The organism is Enterococcus sp. LJL51, from assembly GCF_054871795.1.
This window is the reverse complement of record NZ_JBTXLW010000003.1, coordinates 112,780-133,006: the sequence shown is the minus strand read 5'-3', so window position 1 is coordinate 133,006 and position 20,227 is coordinate 112,780. Positions and strand designations below refer to the sequence as shown.

The following is a 20,227-nucleotide window of genomic DNA, read 5'->3' as shown; positions in this document are numbered from 1 at the left end:
TTGTATGATATAGTTTGTTCAGATGAAAAAGGAGCAAAGCTATGGATGAAGAAAAATTACTGATGAGAATCGCGGAGATGTATTACCAAGAAGACAAAAATCAAAGTCAGATTGCGAAAGAGTTGAATATTCATCGGACGACGATTAGTCGCCTGTTGAAAAAATCAAGAGAAGAAGGAATTGTTCAAATTACAATCAATTATGACAAATCAACTAGCTATTCACTGGAACAAGAGCTAACACAGCAATTTGGGTTAAACAAGGCAGTTGTTGTTCCTGTAGCTGCTGATTTAACCAGACAGCAGAAGGAACATATATTAGGTAAAGCTGCCGGCGAATGCTTTCTCTCTTATCTAAAAAATCAATTAAAGATTGGTTTTTCATGGGGACACTCTCTTGCCGCGATGGCTGAAGAAATGCCTTCAAGAGCCTTTGAAAATATCCTTTGTGTACCAATGATAGGAGGACCTTCCGGAAAGCTGGCGAGTGAGTATCATGTAAATACGATTGCTTATGCTGTTTCAAAAAAAATTACTGGTGACGCTTTAATGATTGATTCTCCAGCAATTACTGAAACTAGTGAATTAAGAGATGGCCTGATGAATGGTTCGTTTAACCAAGAGTTGCTGCAGCTTTGGCAGGAACTGGATATTGCTGTATTCGGAATCGGTAGTCCAATCTTAAGTGAAAATGATGTTTGGAAGGGCTTCTATGGAGAAGAGGTTTTAAAAGAGCTGGAAACAAAAGGAATTGCCGGTGATATTGTATCCCGCTTCTTTGACAAAGAAGGACGACAGGTAAGGAGCAACTTGGATGGTCGGATTATCGGTATCTCAATGGAGCAGCTGCAAAATGTTCCTGAACGGATTGGGATAGCTGAATCTTTAGAAAAGGCTGCCGGTATTCGTGCTGCATTAAAAGGACATCTGCTAACAACCTTGATAACAACTGAAGAAACCGCAAGAAAAATAGTAGCATTAAAATAAATAATTTAGCAACAAAAACAGGTAGTTTGTTAACAGACTGCCTGTTTTTTAGTTTTCGTAAGAATAACAAACGTGATTTCTGTATATCAAACGTGAAAAAAGTATTGACATTGTGAAAGCATATACATATAATGAATTTGTGATATCACAAATGTTAATGTAAAATATCAAATGTGAGTGAGGGAGAAAAATGAGCTGGTTAAATATTGAGAATAAAGTTGTTATCGTAACAGGAGCTTCTTCAGGAATTGGGGAAGCCATTGCAAAAGAGCTATGTAACTTAGGTGCATTTGTTGTTAATGCAGATATTAATGAAGGAGCATTCACGCATAGTAATTATTTCTTTGTTCAGACCAATGTAGCATTGAGAGAATCTGTGAAGCAGATGGTTGATTTTACTATTGATAAATTCGGTAGAGTAGATGCTCTGGTAAATAATGCGGGAGTAAATGTTCCGGCGTTGTTGTCAGATAAAAGGAATGTCAGTGATTATGAATTAACAGATGATCTATTTGATAAGATGACTATGATTAATCAAAAAGGTGTTTATCTTGCTAGTCAGTTAGTCAGCAAGATTATGTTAAAGCAGCATTCAGGGGTCATTATCAATATGTCATCGGAAGCAGGTTTAGAAGGGTCGGAGGGACAAAGCTGCTATGCTGCAACTAAAGCAGCAGTTAACAGTTTCACCCGTTCGTGGTCGAAAGAGTTAGGAAAGGAAGGGATTCGAGTTGTAGGGATTGCACCCGGAATTATGGAAGAAACTGGTCTTCGAACTTTAGCTTACGAGACAGCGCTAGCTTACACTAGAGGGAAAACGGTAGAGGCTATTCGAGAAGGGTATAGTCAGACGGCAACTATCCCGCTAGGGCGAAGTGGAAAGCTATCCGAAGTTGCTGATACAGTCGCTTATCTTATTTCAGATAAAGCCAGCTACATAAGTGGTGTAACATTGAATGTTGCAGGAGGAAAGACTAGGGGATAGGAGAAAGACTATGACAAAAGTAATTTTAGTAGCACATGGCTGCTTAGCGGTAGAAATGAAAAACTCACTGGAAATGATTTTTGGAAAAGCAGATGATTTTTTTCCGGTAGTGTTTAATACAGAGGATGGTTTGGATAGTCTGGAAGAAAAGCTTAGGTATGCGTTGGCAGATGCAGAAACGGCACTGATTATAACAGATTTATATTGTGGCACTCCATTTAATGCAAGTTGTAGTCTGGCAATGAAGGAGTCAACACAGAATATACAGGTTCTCTCAGGTATGTCACTGCCAATGGTACTGGAAATTGCAGGTCAGTTGAAGATAATGCCAATAAATGAAATCGTATGCAAGATTAAAGAGATGATCCCTGAGACAGTTAAATTATTTTCGAAGGATGAGGTTGAAGACGAGGAGGAATTATAGATGGAGATACGTTTAGCTAGAATTGATGATCGTTTAATTCATGGACAGGTTGCAACGGTTTGGGCAAAAGAAGCAGGAGCCTCACGAATTATCGTAGTAAGTAAAGAAGTGAATGAGGACAGTATACGGAAAACACTGGTCAAGCAAGCAGCACCTCCAGGAATAAAAGTAAATATAGTTGATGTAGAAAAAGCAGTAAAGGTTTTTCAAAATCCCAAATATGAGAAGGAAACAGTCTTTTATCTATTTACTAATCCGACAGAGGTATTGGAGCTGGTGCAACAAGGAGTGCCATTGGCATCGATTAATATCGGCGGTATGCAGTTTAGGAATGGTAAGACGCAAATTACTAAAGCTATTTCTGTAAGCCCAGAGGATGTAGCAGCGTTTAGAGGATTAAAAGCTGCCGGTGTGGAATTAGATTGCAGGGTAGTTGCAACTGATTCAAAAATTGATTTTGAAGCGAAACTTAAGGAAGCAGTAGTTTAAAAGGAGGTTATACTATGGAACTTTCAGTCATTCAGATTATTCTTATTTTTATTTTCTCAGCTATTTCAGGAATGGGTAGTGTTTTAGATGAGTTTCAGACCCACAGACCATTAATCGCTTGTACAGTAATTGGCTTAATTCTTGGTGATTTGACAACCGGGATTATTCTGGGAGGCACTTTGGAGCTTATTGCACTTGGCTGGATGAATATCGGTGCCGCCCAATCACCGGATTCAGCTTTAGCTAGTATCATTTCTACGATTTTAGTTGTTGTTGGTCAACAGGATATTCAAGCAGGCATCGCTATCGCTTTGCCAGTTGCAGCTGCCGGCCAAGTACTAACCGTGATTGCCCGAACAATTACAGTCGCTTTCCAGCATGCAGCAGATAAAGAAGCAGAAAAAGCAGCATTTAATAAAATTATTTTTCTTCACTTCAGCGCTCTTTTTGTTCAAGCTCTGCGGGTTGCGATTCCAGCTGTTATAATAGCAACCTTTGTCAGTGCTGAGATGGTTAATACCATGCTTTCTGCGATTCCCGATATAGTAACTGGCGGGTTGGCTGTTGCCGGTGGTTTTATTGTAGTTGTTGGGTATGCTATGGTCTTGAACATGATGAGTGTTAAGTACTTAATGCCGTTTTTCTATTTAGGGTTCGTATTGGGCGGTTATTTAGAATTCAGTTTACTGTCATTTGGAGTAGTTGGTCTGATAACTGCGCTAATTTATGTTCAACTGAATCCAGAGTTCAAGAAGCAGGGCACTGAGCTAGGAGAGCCAGCGGTTGCCGGCAGTGTGTCAGCAGTTGCAGATGATGAACTGGAAGATTAAGGAGGAGAAAAAATGGAAGCAACGGATACAACGGCTCCAGTAGAAAAAAAGGAGCAATCTCTGATTACCAAAAAGGATTTAATGACAACGTTTGTTTTTTCAAATTTTCAACAGGCCTCGTTTAATTATGAGCGAATTCATGCGCTGGCATTTTGCGTAGATATGATTCCGACAATTAAAAGAGTCTATAAAACAAAAGAGGAGCAGGCAGAAGCCTTGAAGCGTCATTTGACATTTTTTAATACGACACCAGCAGTATGTGGACCCGTTATTGGCGTAACGATTGCTATGGAGGAAGCAAAAGCTAGCGGAGCAGAGATTGATGATGGAACGATTAACAGCCTAAAGGTCGGATTGATGGGACCGTTGGCAGGAGTTGGCGATCCATTGGTTTGGGGTACGCTGCGCCCGATTACAGCAGCAGTAGGCGCTTCTTTAGCATTGACTGGTAATTTGTTGGGACCGGTATTTTTCTTTCTAGTCTTTAATCTTATTCGTTTAGCAATGAAATGGTTTGGTCTGACTTACGGTTTTAGGAAAGGGTTGGATATTGTTCAAGACCTGTCTGGAAATTTGCTGCAGAAATTGACTGAAGGAGCAACGATTTTAGGATTATTCATAATGGGCGTTTTGGTTACAAAATGGACAACCATCAATGTTCCTCTTGTTGTTTCTGAAACACCGGGAGCCGATGGAGAAATAATTGTAACTACTGTACAGAATATTCTGGACGATTTAATACCTGGACTATTAGCTTTAGGTTTAACTTTGTTAATGATGAAACTGTTGAAGAAGAAAATTAGTCCAATTTTGTTAATTTTTATTTTATTTGCAGTTGGAATTGCCGGGTATGGATTGGGAATTTTACAGTAGAGAAGGGGAAGAAAAAAGATGAGAACAAAAGCAATACGCTTATATGGAAAAAAGGATCTTCGGCTGGAAGAATTTGAGCTGCCAAAAATTACCGAGGATGAAATCCTGGCTTCGGTTATCACAGATAGTATTTGTATGTCCACCTGGAAACTGGCGAATCAAGGAGCAGATCACAAAAAGGCACCAGATAATCTCGCTGAAAATCCAATTATTATTGGTCACGAATTTTGTGGAGAGCTGCTAGAAGTTGGTGCAAACTGGCATAATCGCTTTAAAGCTGGTGAAAAATATGTTGTTCAAGCCAACTTGCAGCTGCCGGATCGTCCAGATTGTCCAGGATATTCCTACCCTTATACTGGAGGAGATGCAACTTATATCATTCTTTCAAAAGATGTTATGGAACAGAATTGTCTGATTCCATATAATGGAGAAACGTATTTCGAAGGTTCGTTAATTGAACCATTATCTTGTGTAATTGGTGCTTTTGAAGCAAATTTTCATTTGATTGAGAATAGTTATGAGCATCAGATGGGGATAAAAAAAGACGGAGATTTATTGATTATGGGCGGGACTGGTCCGATGGGACTGCTGGCAATAGATTATGCGTTACACGGGGAAAGAAAGCCGAAAAGAATTGTTGTAACGGATGTCAACGACGAAAAGCTCGAGCGGGCAGCGCGATTATATCCGAGTCAGGATGGTATTGAAGTTTTTTATGTAAATGTAGGAAATGTGGAAAATCAGGCAGAGCATTTAGAAAAAACTATTAATGGAAAATTTGATGATATTTTTGTTATGATTCCGGTTGCTAAAGTGTTAGAGGAGGCTTCAGCTTTATTGAATCCCGATGGCTGTTTGAACTTTTTTGCAGGACCGCAGAATAAGGAGTTTGCTGCACCAATTAATTTTTATGATTTACACTATTCATTTACTCATTATGTAGGTACTTCCGGCGGCAATACAGATGATATGCGAAAAGCAGTTCAACTGATTGAAAATGGAAAAGTTCATGTAGCTAATGTAGTAACCCATATTTTAGGATTGAATGCAGTTGGAGAAACGACTTTGACCCAACCTGAAATTGGCGGCGGGAAAAAGCTGGTCTACACTCATAAAAGCTTTGAACGTACAGCTCTGAACGAAATAGCACAGCTGGATAAAGCCTTAGCAGAAATCCTAGCTGACAATCAGGGAATTTGGTCCAAAGAGGCGGAGGATTATGTATTAAAGCATTTCCCGGAAATATAAAAAAAACGAATGTTTATTGGAAATTTACTTTCTTTCCAATAAACATTCGTTCTTTTTAATTAAAAGCTGCGTCCGCCGCCGCCAAAGGTACCGCCGCCAGTGGTATGTGTAGTACTGCCGCCACCGCCTCTAGTTCCACCGCCGCCACTACCAGATGTGTTTCGTGGTATCTTACGTGTCGTAATAAAGGAGTTGGTCATGCGGTCTTCTTTTTCAGTTAATTGTAATGAGGATTTCTCATAAACCGGATAGCTATGCTTTGCGGATTTTAGTCTATATTTAGACATTGTCAGCCAAACGAATAAAGCACTAATCGCGAGTGCTGCGATGAAAGCAACAGCAATTTCAAAAGGGGTCAATACTTTATAATACGTGATTTTACCGGTTTCTGAGTCTACGCGATAGTGCCCTTTGGGAACGCCGTCGTCAAAGTAGGTGCTGACATTGCCTAAAAAGCTGTCAGCTGCCTGAAAATATTGGCCATCACTCATATAAGATTCCATGTTGTCCAGCGTGTTTTCAATCCGACTGTCTGTCATGTAGTCAATCATATTTCCAGATGTAGAGATGATAAATTTTCTTTGATTCATATCGATGTACAAAGTAATACCGTTCTGATTTTTTCCAATTTTATCAAGCATGTACTGATCGGCAAAGCGGGTGGAGTCTACCGTATTATCTGTATTGGTTACAATGAAAACAGAGGCCTTTGCCTTTCGTTCAATTTCATTTGCTTTTTCATTTAACTGCTGTGCCTGTTCAGTCGTTAGAAGACCCGCTTGGTCATCCACTGTTACTGATGAGGCTTCCCCATATAGAGGGAAAGAAAGTAAAAAGCCTAAAAGAATTGCAGCTATTATCCGATATTTTCTCATATCATATATCCCCCAATCATAAAGAGGATAAAGAGGACTGCAAAAATGCCAAACCCTGCGAAAAGAAGGCGTTTGAAGCTAATCGGCAGTTCACCGTGCGTTTCTCCAGTAACACCGTTCATCGCGTAATAATATATTTTATCATCACCTGAACGGTTATTATAAGTAACTAGCCAGACAGGTAATAAAATATAATCCTGCTGCTGCCGGTCGATACGGATGTCCGTATTCACGCCTGTTAAAGTTGTGTAGCCGGAAGCGGAATTTTTCAACAATTGATTAGAATATCCTTTTAGCTCCTGCTCAATGTCCGCCTTAAGTGCTTCAAATTCAATGTCTCGTTTTTCAGCCTGAAAACCTGATAGATACTGGCTTTTGAAAGGAACCGCCTGTTCCAGTGGGAACGGTTGAACAACCTCGACCATTTTTTGCTGGGTGTTCTTTGATAACGCATTTTTTACTAGTTCCTTAAAGGAAAGCTTTCCTTTTCGTCCGACAGCAAACTGTTTTGTTTCAGTATGTTCAATATCTCCTACGCGCCAAACACGAACCGTTGTCCCAGTGGCGTTCAGCTGACCAGTAATATCAGAGTCAACCGACCAGTAGGGAAAATAAACCCCAGTCATCTTTTCAATTTGCGAGGCATTAAAAAAATCTTTTGGAATAAATTTCTTTTTTCTAGTCCAGTCAAGGAATCTATTGACCGCTTCTTCCTTCTCAATTTTAAAAGGGAGAACTTTATCCGGGAGAAATTTCCCGCTGATTCGACCAGATAATACAACCGGATTATGGCAATAATAACAGTAGGTCGCTGCAGTAGTTGCATCCGTTACAATTTCTGCGCCGCAGCTGGCACAGGTAAACAGTTCCAAGTCACCGCTGCTTGTTTGAGCTTCACTTGTCATTTTTTCTGCTGCTGAAGTATCTGTCTCCTGTGCAGCTTCATCAGGTGTTTTTTGAAGCCGTGCTTCCTTTTGATTTTTCTCGTAGGCGGTTACCTCTTCTTCAGTGAAAATACTTAAGCAATATTCACAGTGAAATTTCTGATCCTTCGGATCAAAAAAGAGTGGTCCGTCACAGTTGGGACACTTGTGTGTAAATGAACTTTCCATAAGTACTCCTTTCTAAAATATATTAATCAGAGATCTCTTGTTTATTGATTAGAGTGTAAGTTCCAAAGTCGTTAGAGACAGTATTGTTTTTTTGATAGGCAGGTGAGTATAAACTAGAGCCACCCATACCCCATCCTGCAACAATAACGGTTAGAACAAGAGCCCACAAATAATCGGTATCTTGAAGTCCAGGTGAAGGACGTAATTGTGGATTGGCTTCAAAATAAGCTGTTGCTTTTTTAGTTAGAAACTCAATGGTACCTACGCTTCCTGAGAAAAGCAATCCAGCGTTGAATGCGTAATTATTTGATGCCAGAATTTCTTCTTCAGTAACAATTGATTCAATAATACCTTCTGCTTTAATCATATGAATTTGAGCATCTCTATCAAAGAGTATGAGAATCCCGTTACCTTTAAAACGCTTGTTGCTCAGAAAAGCGTCATAGTTATCATTCAATAATTCTTCGGTTGATTTTCCATCATTCTCGCTTGTAGTTATTAATTTTATTGGAATGTCGGTTTTATATTTGAATGACCTTAACTTTTCTTCTAAGATTTCTTTTTGATCAGAAGTAAATTGTCCAGCATAGTCATTCAATGGCGAAGAACTGCTTCTATTAGAAGTAGCCATGATTAGAAATGATAAGAAAACAAATAAACTCAAAAAAATTATAATTTTTTTCATAAAATAATTCTCCAAAAATATAGCACGAATAATACAGTCGAAAAGGTGAGGACACTAGTTAGAACGAAACGAATCCCTTTAGAAAAAGGCTTAGCCGGATAGCAACCAGAGACTTTACCTGTTTGACCATTGACAGAAATAAAATAGGAAGTATCTTTTTCGCAAAGAACCCAAACCGGCAGGAGTGTCTGTACGTATGACTCTTTAGACAAAGAAACCGTATCAGAGAGCAATTTCTCACCCTTTTTTGGAAAAAGCTTTGCTTTTACTAATTTAGAAGCAGAATCAGTTAATTCTGGTAAAATAGAGGCTCTTAAGTCTTTTGTTGTTAAGTTGTCCATAAGTGTTTGATGGTTTTCAAGCATTTCAATAGAGATTGGTTGAACTGCATCTCTATTGAATGGTTTAACTGAATCACAGAAAATACGTATATTTTGCTTTAGGTTAGGGCTAGATTTAAATAAATTACGAAATAATATCTGACCAGTATATTTAAATTTTTGCTTCTTTTTATTAATAGAAATTACTTCACTATTCATTTGAAAATTCATCTCCCAGTTGGGGAAATAGACAGCTTTGATTGTTTGTAGATGGTTGTTTGAAAAAAAGTCCGACTCTAGGCTTGGAATTTTTTTTAGCTCTTTTTGAATTGCTGTGATTGCTTCCTCTTTAGATAGGGAGAAAGGGATGAGCCTGTGAGGGATTTGTTCAGCTTCGGCCAACCCTTCAAATATTAGATTTTTGCTGCATGAGAAGCAGAAAGAGCTAGATTCCTTATCTGTAAGCAACATATGAAAATCGCATTCTGGACAACAATACATATAGAGTGGTTCTTCTAAAGCCTCTTCTTCTGGTACGAGTAAGTCATCATCTTGTGTTTCAGATGTAATAACTACTACTGTTTGATCTGATTCATCCTGGAGAGGTTTATCATCTTGCTTAATGTATATTGTACTTAGACAAAAAGCACAAGTTGACGAAGAAGCTTCTGAATCAAAATTAGAAGATAGCGGAGCACCACAATTGGGACAATGATATGTGTGTATAGGCATGATTATTTCCTCTGTTTTTTTATTTTCCAAAAGTAGTCAATATCAAGCTGCAATACCACGCTTAATATTGACTACTTTTATTATTTTATAAAGGAACTCCTTGAAACGGCTTGCCGCAATGAGGGCAGAACTTCGGAATACCGTTGGCAAGATCAACGATTTCGTGGCATTCGCTGCACTTCATTTCCAGCTTTGGTACTTCATTCGTTGGTTTTGGTGTGCCGCAGTTTGAGCAGAATTTACCTTGATTTTCTACGCCACACTGAGGACAGGTCCAAGAATCCGCCGCTGATTGTTTCTGCTGCTCCTGCTGTTGTTGATTTTGCTGCATTTGCTGCTGGTTGGTCTGCGAAGCCTGATTGAAATAGTTGCCGCTGGTATTCATCCCCATACCGACACCCATGAAGCCGCTCATTGACCCATTCGGATTTTTACCAGCTTCCTCCATGCCGCGGGCAAGGGAACCTTGTACATAACCTTCACGAACTCCTGGATCTCCCAGCATTGCACCTTGATTTCTCATGTTAATCAATTTTGTAGAATCATCAGTATAAGAAATACTGGCAACCGCTGCTGAAACTATTTCCATTCCGCGAAGCTCCCGCCAGTTATCATCAAGAATAGAGCTAAGGTAGCTGCTTAGTTCCATGCTTTTTGATGGTACATAGGAAATTCTTTCCCCATCAGCTGACATCTTATTAATGGCAGCCTGTAAAGCAGTTAAGAACTCAGATAAATACTGTTCATTAATGTCATTAATTTCAACCTGTTCTTTATTTCTCGGAATGGCATTTGAGAAGAACAATAACGGGTCAGTGATTTTAATTGAGTACGTGCCATGTGCTCTGAGAAACAGCTCTGCATTATAAAAATTATCAAAGTAATTGATTGGCGAAGCTGTTCCAAACTTAATGCCTTTGATTTCCTGCAGATTAATGTAATAAACCTGCTGCTTCTGTGGTGTTACACCACCAAATTTGAAACGATTGAAGGTCTCAGCTACAGCGTCCTTCAAGCTACCGTTGAACATGGATGGAGCGGAATCATTTTTTACTACATAGTAGCCTTCTTCGGCGGTATAATCGATAATTTTTCCGCCGTCGACCAAGATCATCATCATATTAGGATAAACATGGACAACAGAACCATCAGTTAAAACATCTGCCGTTCCTTTTTTATTCGAACCTCTACGGTCATCTTTTCGTACAAATACACCCTTTGTCATAACAGTCGTGTCTGACATGTCAGCCGGCTCAATCGCCTCGACCCACTGATCAGCTAAGCCTCCGCCGACAGCGCCAATTGCTGCTTTAATAATACCCATTACGATTCCTCCTTCAAAATACTTGTAAACGTATTAATTATACCATAGGGGATTCCAAGAAAATATAACCCTGTTTTATGTTTAGTTTTTTTAATGAAAAAAATCTCAGATGTTTCAGAAACTTATACTGTATGAAAAAACAAAAAATTAAGTATTTTGTTGCTTTTTATAATGATTAAAAAGAGTAAGTCTTTTTCTACTTTTTACCTTAATGAGAAAATGTGCTACAATAAATCGACAAAGAGATGGAAAGGCTGGTTTTTGTGCGTATTTTAGCTATAGATACATCAAATCAAACATTATCCGTTGCAGTATGCGAAGATAACAAAATACTGGGAGAATTTACAAGTACTGTAAAGAAAAATCATAGCATTACTCTGATGCCGGCGATTACAGAGCTGATGACTGTTTGTCAGTTGAAGCCTCAGGAGCTGGATCGGATTGTAGTTGCTCAAGGACCTGGATCCTACACTGGCTTACGAATCGGTGTTACTACAGCAAAGACGTTGGCCTATACATTGAAAAAGGAGCTTGTGGGCATATCCAGTTTAAAAGTGCTGGCAGCCAACTGCATAAATATTTCAGGACTGATTGTCCCTGTGTTTGACGCTCGCAGAAACAATGTTTATACAGGAGCTTATACGTTTAATAAAGAGACAGAAGCATGGGAAACTATTATTTCTGACCGGCATATTTCTATGAGTGACTGGCTAAAACAGCTCCAAAGCTATCCCGCTGTTTATTTTGTTGGAGAAGATATCGAAAAATTTCGTGAACAAATAGAACAGGAACTGCCGGACAGTTCCCTTAATACTTATCCGCAGTGGCAGATTCCTTCCAGTGCAGCTGCCGCCTTTTTAGGAGCGGTAGAAGAACCTGTGGAAGAGATACATACATTTTTGCCTGACTACTTGAAAAGAGTAGAGGCGGAAGAAAATTGGCTGAAAGAACATTCAATGGGGGATGAGAGTTACGTTGAAAAAATTTGAGTCGCTTCGCAGACTGTTTAAAAAAAAGTCGAATTGGCAGGCTTTTGACCGTAAAACAGTCACTATTGAAGATAAAGAGTATACAGTAAGAGGGATTGTGGAAAGTGATATCAAGGATCTTCTGACCATTGAACGAGAGGTATACAATGGCGAACTGCCTTGGACTCGTTCTGCTTTTCTATCAGAAATTCATTCGAAAAATCCTCATCTCTATATCCTAATCCTGAAAGAAGAAAAGACCGTGGGATTTATTGGCTGTCGGGTGATTGAGCATGACGGGCACATTACGAATGTTGCGGTTGGAAAATCAGCACAGGGACAGGGGATTGGCAGTTATCTTCTGAACGAAGCAATTCAATTTGCTTCTGCACAAGGCTGTACCCAAATGTCATTGGAGGTTAAGCTGATAAATAAGCATGCGCAAAGTGTTTATCGAAAAATCGGCTTTACCTCAAGTAAAATCACTGAAGGATATTACGATGACGGGGAAGATGCATTAGAAATGATTCTGGATTTGAGCAATGGCTAGTTTAGAGAAGCTGAAAAAAATAAAGAGTACAGACTATTCCAGCTGGGCAGAAAAACTTTGGCAGCTGTGTGTGGATAGCTATCCACACGGTTCTCCCTGGTCAGCTGCACAGTTTCAAGAAGATGTGATGAGAGAGAGCAGCCATTATTTACTTTACACTGATGAAGAGCAGCTGATTGGCTTTGTCAGCTATCAGCAAGTATTAGATGAAGCAGATATAACTCATGTTGTAATTGAAAAGAATAGTCAAAATCAGGGGTATGGGAAAGATATGCTGCTGAATACTTTCAGAATATGGCAGGAGAACAGGTTGCAGAAAGTTTTTTTAGAAGTTCGGGCTTCAAACCTTTCTGCACAAAAGGTCTATAATAAGCTTGGTTTCCAATGTATCCATCGAAGAAAGAATTATTACCATCACCCTCAGGAAGACGGCTTAGTGATGGAACTGAGAATAGAAGAAGGGGATTAAATGTCGGATTTAAAACAAGAAGAATGCTTAATATTGGCAATTGAAAGCAGCTGTGATGAAACAAGTGCCGCGGTCATTCGAAACGGTACTGAAGTGCTTTCTAATATAATAGCCTCTCAAATAAAAAGCCATCAGCGTTTTGGCGGTGTTGTACCAGAGGTTGCCAGTCGTCATCATGTAGAACAAATTACAATATGCATGGAAGAAGCGCTGGAAGAAGCAGGTATAGAAGCGGATGATTTAACCGCTGTTGGGGTAACCTATGGTCCTGGCCTAGTTGGAGCATTGCTCATTGGAGTATCTGCAGCCAAGGCATTTGCTTGGGCGAATGATTTACCCTTGATTCCGGTAAATCATATGGCTGGCCATATTTATGCAGCAAAACTAGTTCAGCCATTGGTGTTCCCTTTGATGACGCTGCTGGTCAGTGGTGGTCATACAGAGTTGGTGTATATGGAGGAAGATGGTTCGTATCAAATTATCGGTGAAACTCGGGATGATGCTGCAGGCGAAGCCTATGATAAGGTTGGCCGTGTATTGGGTCTAAGCTATCCCAGTGGGAAGGAAATTGATGTGCTAGCTCATCTCGGCAGGGATACCTTTGATTTTCCGCGGGCGATGATCAAAGAAGACAACTACGATTTTAGCTTCAGCGGGTTGAAAAGTGCCTTTATCAATACTGTTCATAATGCACAGCAGCGGGAAGAAGCGCTCAGTAAAGAAGACTTAGCTGCCAGCTTTCAAGCAAGTGTAGTAGAAGTTCTTGTATCCAAAACACTGCGTGCCTGTCGGGAATATCCTGTGAAGCAGCTGATTGTTGCAGGCGGTGTGGCGGCCAATAAAGGATTGCGGGAAGCGTTGGAAAAAGCTGTCGCGCAAGAGCTTCCTGACGTCACGTTGATTGTTCCGCCATTGAAGCTTTGTGGAGATAACGCAGCAATGATTGGCGCCGCTGCTTTTATTGAATTAGAGAAAGGGCATCTTGCCGACTATCGTCTAAATGCTGTTCCCGGGCTGAGCTTTACTAGCTGATTTAGGCAAAAGCTGTGATTATCGATCACCAGTCCTACCTGCGTTCATAGAATTTTTATCAATGAAAAAACGGACTCAATAATCAAAAAAGGATGAGGCACATGTAATATGTGTTCCATCCTTTTTGATTTCCTTGACTGTTATCTACATAGGTTTCAAATTTTGCTCTAGCCGTTCCAGCATCCATGCTAGGCGTTTTGTACGTCCGCTTTCTGTTTTAGCATCGAAATAGGCTCTGGTATATGTCCGTTTCACAGAAGGAGACATATTTGTGAAATTTAGATAAGCTGCCTCATTTGCTTTCAACAGCTGACGAACCTGTGCCACTTGTTCCTCTGTCACAGTGGAAGGGGAAGAGGCACTCGCCCATTTTCCGTTTTTCTTTGCTTCGTCTATTTTTCTTCTGCCTAAATCGGTCATCAGCCCTTTTTCTTCCAGCTGAAGTGCCAGCTCTTTATTCTTTTTTGACCATTTACTATCTTTTCTACGTTGAGAAAAATATTTAATGTAAGACTGGTCGTCTACCCGTTTCATTAAACCATCAATCCAGCCAAAACAAAGGGCTTCTTCTAGTGCTTCACCGGCTTTTAATGTGGGTAGTGCCTTTGTTTTACCAAAGGTTAGCCAGACGCCATCACTAGTTTCGGCATTTTTTGTCAACCACTCTCTAAATGTATCACGGGTGTTGAACAACAAAGGTTCGCTCATTTATTTGCCTCCTTTTAATCGTTAAAGATGTTATTCTTCGATAGTAATTCCAATGGTTCGCTCCTTTTTAACATCGGAAATGAGCATGATATAACAGTTATTCCTTATAAAATCTGTGCGCATACTCATAGATAAAAATAGCTGCCGTCCTCTAATAGAGTAAGAGGGATAAAGTAAAAATATCGCTGCTGCAGCTAGTGTTATATAAACTATTATATATAAAAGCAGCGTAGGGTGCCAGCTAGGATTTTTAACTAGAAATTATTTTCAAGAAAAGAGAATGTCAGATTAATGCCAACTGATTATTCAAATCATTGGCGAAGTTCTTTTTCAAATAATAGAACTTGGAACAAAGCCAGACTTTTTCTGCTTGCTGTTCCAAGTTCTAGGGTTTTATTTAATTTTTCTCCAGCCAATACCATTTAACAACAAGCTAATTGAACGATTGCTTGTTGCGGGTAGAGGTTCGCTCAATTAGCTCTGTGCCAATCATTACTTTTCTTGGAACTGGTGCGTTTTCTTTCATCAGTTCAAGAATAGTATCGATCGCCAGTTCGCCCATCCATTCAGTGTGGACTTTTACAGTGGTAAGCGGCGGTGAGAGATATTTCGCAACGCTGACATCGTTAAAGCCAATCACAGAAATATCTTCAGGGATTTGAAGACCATGCTCTTGGATTGCTTTGATTGCACCAACTGCTAAGGCATCACTGGAAGCAAAAAGTGCTTCTGGTAAAGGTTGTCTATTATCAAGAAATTCTTTAGTCTTTTCATAACCGTTTTCTACTGAAAAATTTGCTTCGATAACAAAGTCTTCGGAAAACAGCTTTTTTTGCATTGTTTTTTGTTTAAATAATTGGTATCGAGGGTCAGCCAGCTTTGTGCCAGAGCCTTTAGTATGTTCGACTCCTGCCAGAATGCCAATTTTCTGATGTCCATCTGTAATAAACTTGTTTAAAACTAAGTCAATCCCCTGTGAGAAATCGACAACTAGTGAATCATATCCAGCAGCCGAAGCATCAAAATCGACAAACAGTAATTTGCCTCCTAATGAGCCTAGAGCTGTAGTTTGCTTTTCATCAAATTTACCGAGGGCAATAGTACCGTCAGTTTTAGTTTCAGATAGTGCATCCAAGGGCTCTTTTAATAAGAAAATACCTAATTCTTCAGCTTTGCGCTCGATTCCTAACCGAATGGATAAATAGTAAATATCTGCAAGCTCTTCCTGATCGTTATACCATTGTACCAACCGAAGAGTGTGCTTTCCTTGAGGCTGATTTCTTTTATGCTTTGTATAGCTCAATTCTTCAGCAGCTTCAAATATTTTTTTCTTTGTCTCATCACCTACGGATAGTCCCTGATCGTAATTCAAAACGCGGGAAACAGTAGCAGGGGAAACACCTGCCAGCTGAGCAATATCTTTAATTGTTGCGATAATCATCACCTTCTCTTAACTAAAATCTATAAATTCTGCTAAAACGAAAATAGATTCACTTTTTTTAGACAGCAGAGAATTATTCAGCAGAATTTAAATAATTGATAAATTTATGAAAGGCGTCCTGTCCCTGCTGGTTTCGTTTGAAAACTCCCGCATCTTCCAACACCCGTTCGAATACTTTGCCGACAGCTTGCTGAACAACCTCTGTTACATTTTCTTTAGTAATTATTTTTGTTTTTTTGAGCTTATCCGCCCAGGCCTTGTGATACACAGCCAGATTGTTCTCCTGCTCCAGCAGGTAAGCCTCTGTTTCCTTAAGCTCAGCTGCCAGCCTTGGCGGCAGAACAGCCAGTCCCATAACTTCGATTAAACCGATGTTTTCTTTTTTTATATGATGTACATCTTTGTGAGGATGGAAAATACCATCTGGAAATTCTGCTGAAACATTATTATCACGGAGAACTAAATCCAATTCAAACAAGTCGCCTTTTCTACGGGCAATCGGTGTAATAGTATGATGGGGTGTCCCGTCTTCAGAGTGGGCTTTAACTGAAACAGTTAAGTCGGAGTAGGTCTGCCACTTCTGTAAAATCATAGCAGCAGCTTCTGTTAGTACTGTCGTTTCAGTTCCTTGTAGTCGAATAACAGACATCGGCCATTTGACGATTCCGGCGTTTACCGCAGGAAAATCAGTCAGCGTAAAGCTCTTTTCAATCTCAGCTTTTTCCATGGCAAAGGTATGGCGTCCAGCTTGATAATGATCATGGGAAAGAATAGAGCCGCCCACAATAGGTAAGTCAGCATTTGAACCAACAAAATAGTGAGGAAGGACTTGAATTATCTCCAGCAGTCTCTGAAAGGTCTGTCGGGTGATTTTCATTGGCCGGTGTTCCTCAGCTAAAACAATCGCATGTTCATTGTAATAGGCGTAGGGGGAGTATTGGAATCCCCAGTCTTCTTCGCCAAGCTTCATTCGGATAATCCTGTGATTGGTGCGGGCAGGTGCATTTATCCGTCCTTTATAGCCTTCATTTTCCATGCACAACAGACACTTTGGATAATTACTGCTTGGCGATTCTTTTTCTGCTGCAATTTGCTTCGGATCTTTTTCCGGCTTGGAAAGATTAATTGTTATTTCCAGTGTACCATATTCTGATTTAGCTGGAAAAACAATATTTTGAGCAATTGCTTTTGTTTTAATGTAATTATTATTTTGGCTTAGCTGATAAAAATAATCTGTGGCAGCTACTGGATTTTCTGCATATTTTTCATTAAACAGCTGATTAACTTGAGAAGGAGAAGGGGTTAATAAATCAGTGAGCTGAGCCTCAAGCATGTCATAATCCGCCTGTAGTTCACCAATGACTTGATTTTTCTTTGCCAGCTTCATCAGCTGTTCAGTTAACTGGAGAGGGGATAGAACGGTTGCAGCAGCTGTCTCATCCTCTAAACCTGCTTCCCCAATCAATGCCAACACTCGATTCTCCAAGTAAATCCGGTCCAGCTCTTGCCAGCCGCCGCTTTGGATAGCGGCAGCGGCAAATGCTTTAATTGTCTGACTCGTTGTCATAAGTGTATGCTCCTATTCCTGATAGCCTTCTGGATGACTTACATGCCAATCCCAGGCAGTTTTAATAATATCTTTGATTGTCGTGTAGGCAGGTGTCCAGCCTAAAATTGCTTTTGCTTTTTCACTGGATGCGACTAAAACCGCTGGGTCGCCAGCTCTTCTTGGCGCTACAACAGCAGGAATCTCTTTGCCTGTGACTTCTCTGGCAGCCTCCAGCATTTCCTTAACTGAATAGCCTCGACTGCTGCCTAAGTTGAAAACGGCACTGTTGTTTCCTGATTTCAGGTACTTCAAAGCTAAAAGATGAGCAGCAATCAAATCCTCCACATGGACATAATCCCGAATGCAGGTGCCGTCAGGTGTAGCATAGTCATCACCAAAAATGGCCAGCTCTTTTCTTTGTCCTAATGCAGTTTGCAGAATAATCGGTACCAAATGAGTCTCAGGCGTATGATCTTCTCCAATTGAAGCGTCAGACTTAGCTCCGGCAACATTAAAGTAACGGAGAGCAACGAACTGAATGCCGTAGGCTTGACTGCACCACTTCATCATTTTTTCCATAATCAGCTTGCTTTCTCCATAGGGATTCTTAGGGTTAGGAAGCAGTTCTTCTGTAATAATAGAGGTTTCTGGTTCCCCGTAGACTGCGGCACTGCTGGAAAAGACAATGTGCTTCACCTGATAAGCAGCCATAACCTCTAATAGGATTTCCATACCGTAAACGTTGTTGTTAAAGTATTTCAAAGGATTCTCCATCGATTCGCCCACCAGAGAGCTGGCAGCAAAATGAAGGACGCTTTCAATATTTTCTTTTTCAAAAATCTTTTCCATGAATTCTTTATCGCGGATATCGCCTTCATAAAAGACTGCTTTTGGATGGACTGCTTTTCTATGTCCGGTCAATAAATTGTCAATGACAATCACTTCTTCACCTGCAGTAATTAACTGATCGACTGCATGGGAACCAATATAACCGGCTCCGCCTAATACTAAAATACCCATTATTTTTCCTCCTTAGAATGCTTCCTCTATGTCTAATTTTCTGGCACCATCACTGATATGAGCTGTATAAAAGTCTGCTTCATAACCAATTTTATCTTTGTAGGCTGTGCCAACAGCCTGAGTGAAGGTAGGGATAGACTGCTCCTTCACCAAGGCAATGCTGCAGCCGCCAAATCCGGCTCCAGTCATTCTAGCTCCAAGAACATCCGGCTGTTTCTGTGCCGCTTCTACCAGTGTGTCGAGTTCGATACCTGTTACTTCATAATCAAACTGTAGGGAGTAATGGGAAGCATTTAGCAGCTTTCCAAAGGTAATCAAATCATTTTCTTTTAGTGCTTGTCTGGCCTTTAATGTCCGCTGATTTTCAGTAACTGCATGTTTTGCCCGACGGATTAAGGTTTCGTCTTTGATCAGATGAGTATTTGCTTCAAAGGTTTCTTCGTCTAATTCACCTAAAGAATCAATATCTAAAGCTTCTTGAAGTCTTTTTAACGCTTCTTCGCACTCTGCCCGGCGTTCATTATATTTAGAATCGGCCAGCTCTCTGCGTTTGTTGGTGTTCATAATAACCACAGCGTATTCTCCAAAGGCAGCGGGAACCAGCTCATAAAACATCGTGTTGGTATCCAATAGAATAGCGTGGTCCTTTTTACCCATGCCAATGGCAAACTGATCCATAATGCCTGAATTTACGCCGATAAATTTGTTCTCAACAAGCTTTCCAATTCGGATTAGGTCAAGTGTATTTGCATCTAAGTCGAACAAATCAGTCAGAATTACGCCCGTCAGTAGTTCGATAGAAGCGGAAGAAGAAAGGCCGGCACCGTTAGGAATCGTACCGTAGAAAAGGATATTCACGCCATGATTGATAACGGCTCCATCTTCAATTAAATAGCGAATAACGCCTTTAGGGTAGTTAGTCCAATCGTCCTCTTTACGATAATCCAAGTCATCTAAGCTGAACTCAATAACACCTAGCTGAGGAAAGTTTTCTGAGTAGAGACAAATTTTTCTGTCTGTCCTTTTTTCAGCTAAACCATACGTGCCTATGGAAATTGCTGCTGGAAAAACATGTCCGCCGTTGTAGTCTGTGTGTTCACCAATTAAGTTAATGCGGCCGGGAGCAAAATAAAACTGACCATTTTCAGAGTTAAAACGATTTTTATAGAGTTCTTGCAGCTTTGCCTTCACAAAATCACCTCGTAATTTATTTAGTAAATATATTATAAAATATTTACTAAATAAACTCAAGAGGAAAATAGAAAGCGTTTTAAATTGTTTTTTATTTGTGGTATAGTAGGTAGGCGTTTGAGGGCGAGACAAAAGTGTTTAGCTTTGAGAACCAGGAAGGTGCGGTTCTCAAAGCTCGTCCTTCACTGTGTTTCTCAGCAACAAGACAAGTTATCCGAGAATTGTCAAGAAATGCTACGAGGAAATCGAGTAGCTGTTGATTGTTGCCCAGCTGGAGCTTCCCGTATTTTTGGAATGGTTCGGTTGATTTCCGAAAACTGCAACTCTTAGTGCTTTCGTACATTAGAAGTTGATGCTATCGAAGCGTAGTGTAATAAACGATTGCTGGAACGCCGTTTTATTGTCTTTTAAAGAAA

21 protein-coding genes are annotated in these 20,227 nt (G+C 40.1%); 11 read left to right on the top strand and 10 right to left on the bottom strand.

Going from position 1 to position 20,227, the window contains the following annotated elements; translation table 11 throughout:
- Positions 1-41: 41 nt before the first annotated feature.
- The 7 genes from ACYSNQ_RS04640 (at position 42) to ACYSNQ_RS04610 (ending at position 5,835) form a co-directional block, all read left to right on the top strand.
- A complete protein-coding gene (locus ACYSNQ_RS04640; protein ID WP_426081655.1) occupies positions 42-986 on the top strand; it encodes a sugar-binding transcriptional regulator in 945 nt (314 codons plus the stop codon).
- 190 nt (positions 987-1,176) lie between these two features.
- Positions 1,177-1,971, top strand: a complete 795-nt coding sequence (locus ACYSNQ_RS04635; RefSeq protein ID WP_426081654.1) for an SDR family oxidoreductase — start codon at positions 1,177-1,179, stop codon at positions 1,969-1,971.
- A gap of 10 nt (positions 1,972-1,981) precedes the next feature.
- Positions 1,982-2,395: a PTS sugar transporter subunit IIA gene (locus ACYSNQ_RS04630; protein WP_426081653.1), complete on the top strand. Its 414-nt coding sequence runs from the start codon at positions 1,982-1,984 to the stop codon at positions 2,393-2,395.
- Positions 2,396-2,884: a mannose/fructose/sorbose PTS transporter subunit IIB gene (locus ACYSNQ_RS04625; RefSeq protein WP_426081652.1), complete on the top strand. Its 489-nt coding sequence runs from the start codon at positions 2,396-2,398 to the stop codon at positions 2,882-2,884.
- A gap of 14 nt (positions 2,885-2,898) precedes the next feature.
- A complete protein-coding gene (locus ACYSNQ_RS04620; protein ID WP_426081651.1) occupies positions 2,899-3,714 on the top strand; it encodes a PTS mannose/fructose/sorbose transporter subunit IIC in 816 nt (271 codons plus the stop codon).
- A 12-nt stretch (positions 3,715-3,726) separates the two neighbouring features.
- Positions 3,727-4,587: a mannose/fructose/sorbose PTS transporter subunit IID gene (locus tag ACYSNQ_RS04615; RefSeq protein WP_426081650.1), complete on the top strand. Its 861-nt coding sequence runs from the start codon at positions 3,727-3,729 to the stop codon at positions 4,585-4,587.
- A gap of 18 nt (positions 4,588-4,605) precedes the next feature.
- Entirely contained in the window at positions 4,606-5,835 is a 1,230-nt protein-coding gene (locus ACYSNQ_RS04610; protein ID WP_426081649.1) for a zinc-binding dehydrogenase, read from the top strand.
- Between the two features lie 59 nt (positions 5,836-5,894).
- On the opposite strand, the gene ACYSNQ_RS04605 is transcribed toward ACYSNQ_RS04610, so the two are convergent.
- The 5 genes from ACYSNQ_RS04605 to ACYSNQ_RS04585 all read right to left on the bottom strand — a co-directional run bounded on the left by ACYSNQ_RS04605 (position 5,895) and on the right by ACYSNQ_RS04585 (position 10,883).
- Positions 5,895-6,710, bottom strand: a complete 816-nt coding sequence (locus ACYSNQ_RS04605) for a TPM domain-containing protein (protein WP_426081648.1) — start codon at positions 6,708-6,710, stop codon at positions 5,895-5,897.
- Positions 6,707-7,822 (bottom strand): TFIIB-type zinc ribbon-containing protein, encoded by a 1,116-nt coding sequence (locus ACYSNQ_RS04600; protein ID WP_426081647.1) that lies wholly within the window; start codon positions 7,820-7,822, stop codon positions 6,707-6,709. The genes ACYSNQ_RS04605 and ACYSNQ_RS04600 overlap by 4 nt, the downstream gene beginning before the upstream one ends.
- Before the next feature lie 22 nt (positions 7,823-7,844).
- On the bottom strand, positions 7,845-8,507 hold the full coding sequence (locus tag ACYSNQ_RS04595; RefSeq protein ID WP_426081646.1) for a TPM domain-containing protein: 663 nt from the start codon (positions 8,505-8,507) through the stop codon (positions 7,845-7,847).
- Positions 8,504-9,559, bottom strand: coding sequence for a hypothetical protein (locus ACYSNQ_RS04590; protein WP_426081645.1), 1,056 nt, complete (start codon positions 9,557-9,559; stop codon positions 8,504-8,506). Before ACYSNQ_RS04590 ends, ACYSNQ_RS04595 begins: the two co-directional genes overlap by 4 nt.
- A gap of 85 nt (positions 9,560-9,644) precedes the next feature.
- Complete coding sequence (locus tag ACYSNQ_RS04585) at positions 9,645-10,883, bottom strand: SPFH domain-containing protein (RefSeq protein WP_426081644.1); 1,239 nt, start codon at positions 10,881-10,883, stop codon at positions 9,645-9,647.
- Positions 10,884-11,146: 263 nt separating this feature from the next.
- Between ACYSNQ_RS04585 and tsaB the strand changes: the two genes are divergently transcribed.
- The 4 genes from tsaB to tsaD are packed head-to-tail and all read left to right on the top strand — an operon-like array spanning position 11,147 to position 13,902.
- A complete protein-coding gene (tsaB, locus tag ACYSNQ_RS04580) occupies positions 11,147-11,872 on the top strand; it encodes a tRNA (adenosine(37)-N6)-threonylcarbamoyltransferase complex dimerization subunit type 1 TsaB (RefSeq protein ID WP_426081643.1) in 726 nt (241 codons plus the stop codon).
- Entirely contained in the window at positions 11,847-12,401 is a 555-nt protein-coding gene (gene rimI, locus ACYSNQ_RS04575) for a ribosomal protein S18-alanine N-acetyltransferase (protein WP_426081642.1), read from the top strand. The genes tsaB and rimI (ACYSNQ_RS04575) overlap by 26 nt, the downstream gene beginning before the upstream one ends.
- Positions 12,394-12,870, top strand: coding sequence for a ribosomal protein S18-alanine N-acetyltransferase (gene rimI / locus ACYSNQ_RS04570; protein ID WP_426081641.1), 477 nt, complete (start codon positions 12,394-12,396; stop codon positions 12,868-12,870). The genes rimI (ACYSNQ_RS04575) and rimI (ACYSNQ_RS04570) overlap by 8 nt, the downstream gene beginning before the upstream one ends.
- Positions 12,871-13,902 carry a tRNA (adenosine(37)-N6)-threonylcarbamoyltransferase complex transferase subunit TsaD gene (gene tsaD / locus ACYSNQ_RS04565; RefSeq protein WP_426081640.1) on the top strand — a complete coding sequence of 344 codons (1,032 nt, stop codon included), beginning with the start codon at positions 12,871-12,873 and terminating at the stop codon, positions 13,900-13,902.
- A 144-nt stretch (positions 13,903-14,046) separates the two neighbouring features.
- Here the strand turns inward: tsaD and ACYSNQ_RS04560 are convergent, their stop codons facing one another.
- The 5 genes from ACYSNQ_RS04560 to ACYSNQ_RS04540 all read right to left on the bottom strand — a co-directional run bounded on the left by ACYSNQ_RS04560 (position 14,047) and on the right by ACYSNQ_RS04540 (position 19,811).
- Complete coding sequence (locus ACYSNQ_RS04560) at positions 14,047-14,610, bottom strand: YdeI/OmpD-associated family protein (protein ID WP_426081639.1); 564 nt, start codon at positions 14,608-14,610, stop codon at positions 14,047-14,049.
- A gap of 433 nt (positions 14,611-15,043) precedes the next feature.
- Positions 15,044-16,054: a LacI family DNA-binding transcriptional regulator gene (locus ACYSNQ_RS04555; RefSeq protein WP_426081638.1), complete on the bottom strand. Its 1,011-nt coding sequence runs from the start codon at positions 16,052-16,054 to the stop codon at positions 15,044-15,046.
- A gap of 70 nt (positions 16,055-16,124) precedes the next feature.
- A complete protein-coding gene (gene galT, locus ACYSNQ_RS04550; RefSeq protein WP_426081637.1) occupies positions 16,125-17,618 on the bottom strand; it encodes a UDP-glucose--hexose-1-phosphate uridylyltransferase in 1,494 nt (497 codons plus the stop codon).
- 12 nt (positions 17,619-17,630) lie between these two features.
- Positions 17,631-18,620 (bottom strand): UDP-glucose 4-epimerase GalE, encoded by a 990-nt coding sequence (galE, locus tag ACYSNQ_RS04545; protein WP_426081636.1) that lies wholly within the window; start codon positions 18,618-18,620, stop codon positions 17,631-17,633.
- A gap of 12 nt (positions 18,621-18,632) precedes the next feature.
- Positions 18,633-19,811 carry a galactokinase gene (locus ACYSNQ_RS04540; protein WP_426081635.1) on the bottom strand — a complete coding sequence of 393 codons (1,179 nt, stop codon included), beginning with the start codon at positions 19,809-19,811 and terminating at the stop codon, positions 18,633-18,635.
- Between the last annotated feature and the right edge of the window lie 416 nt (positions 19,812-20,227).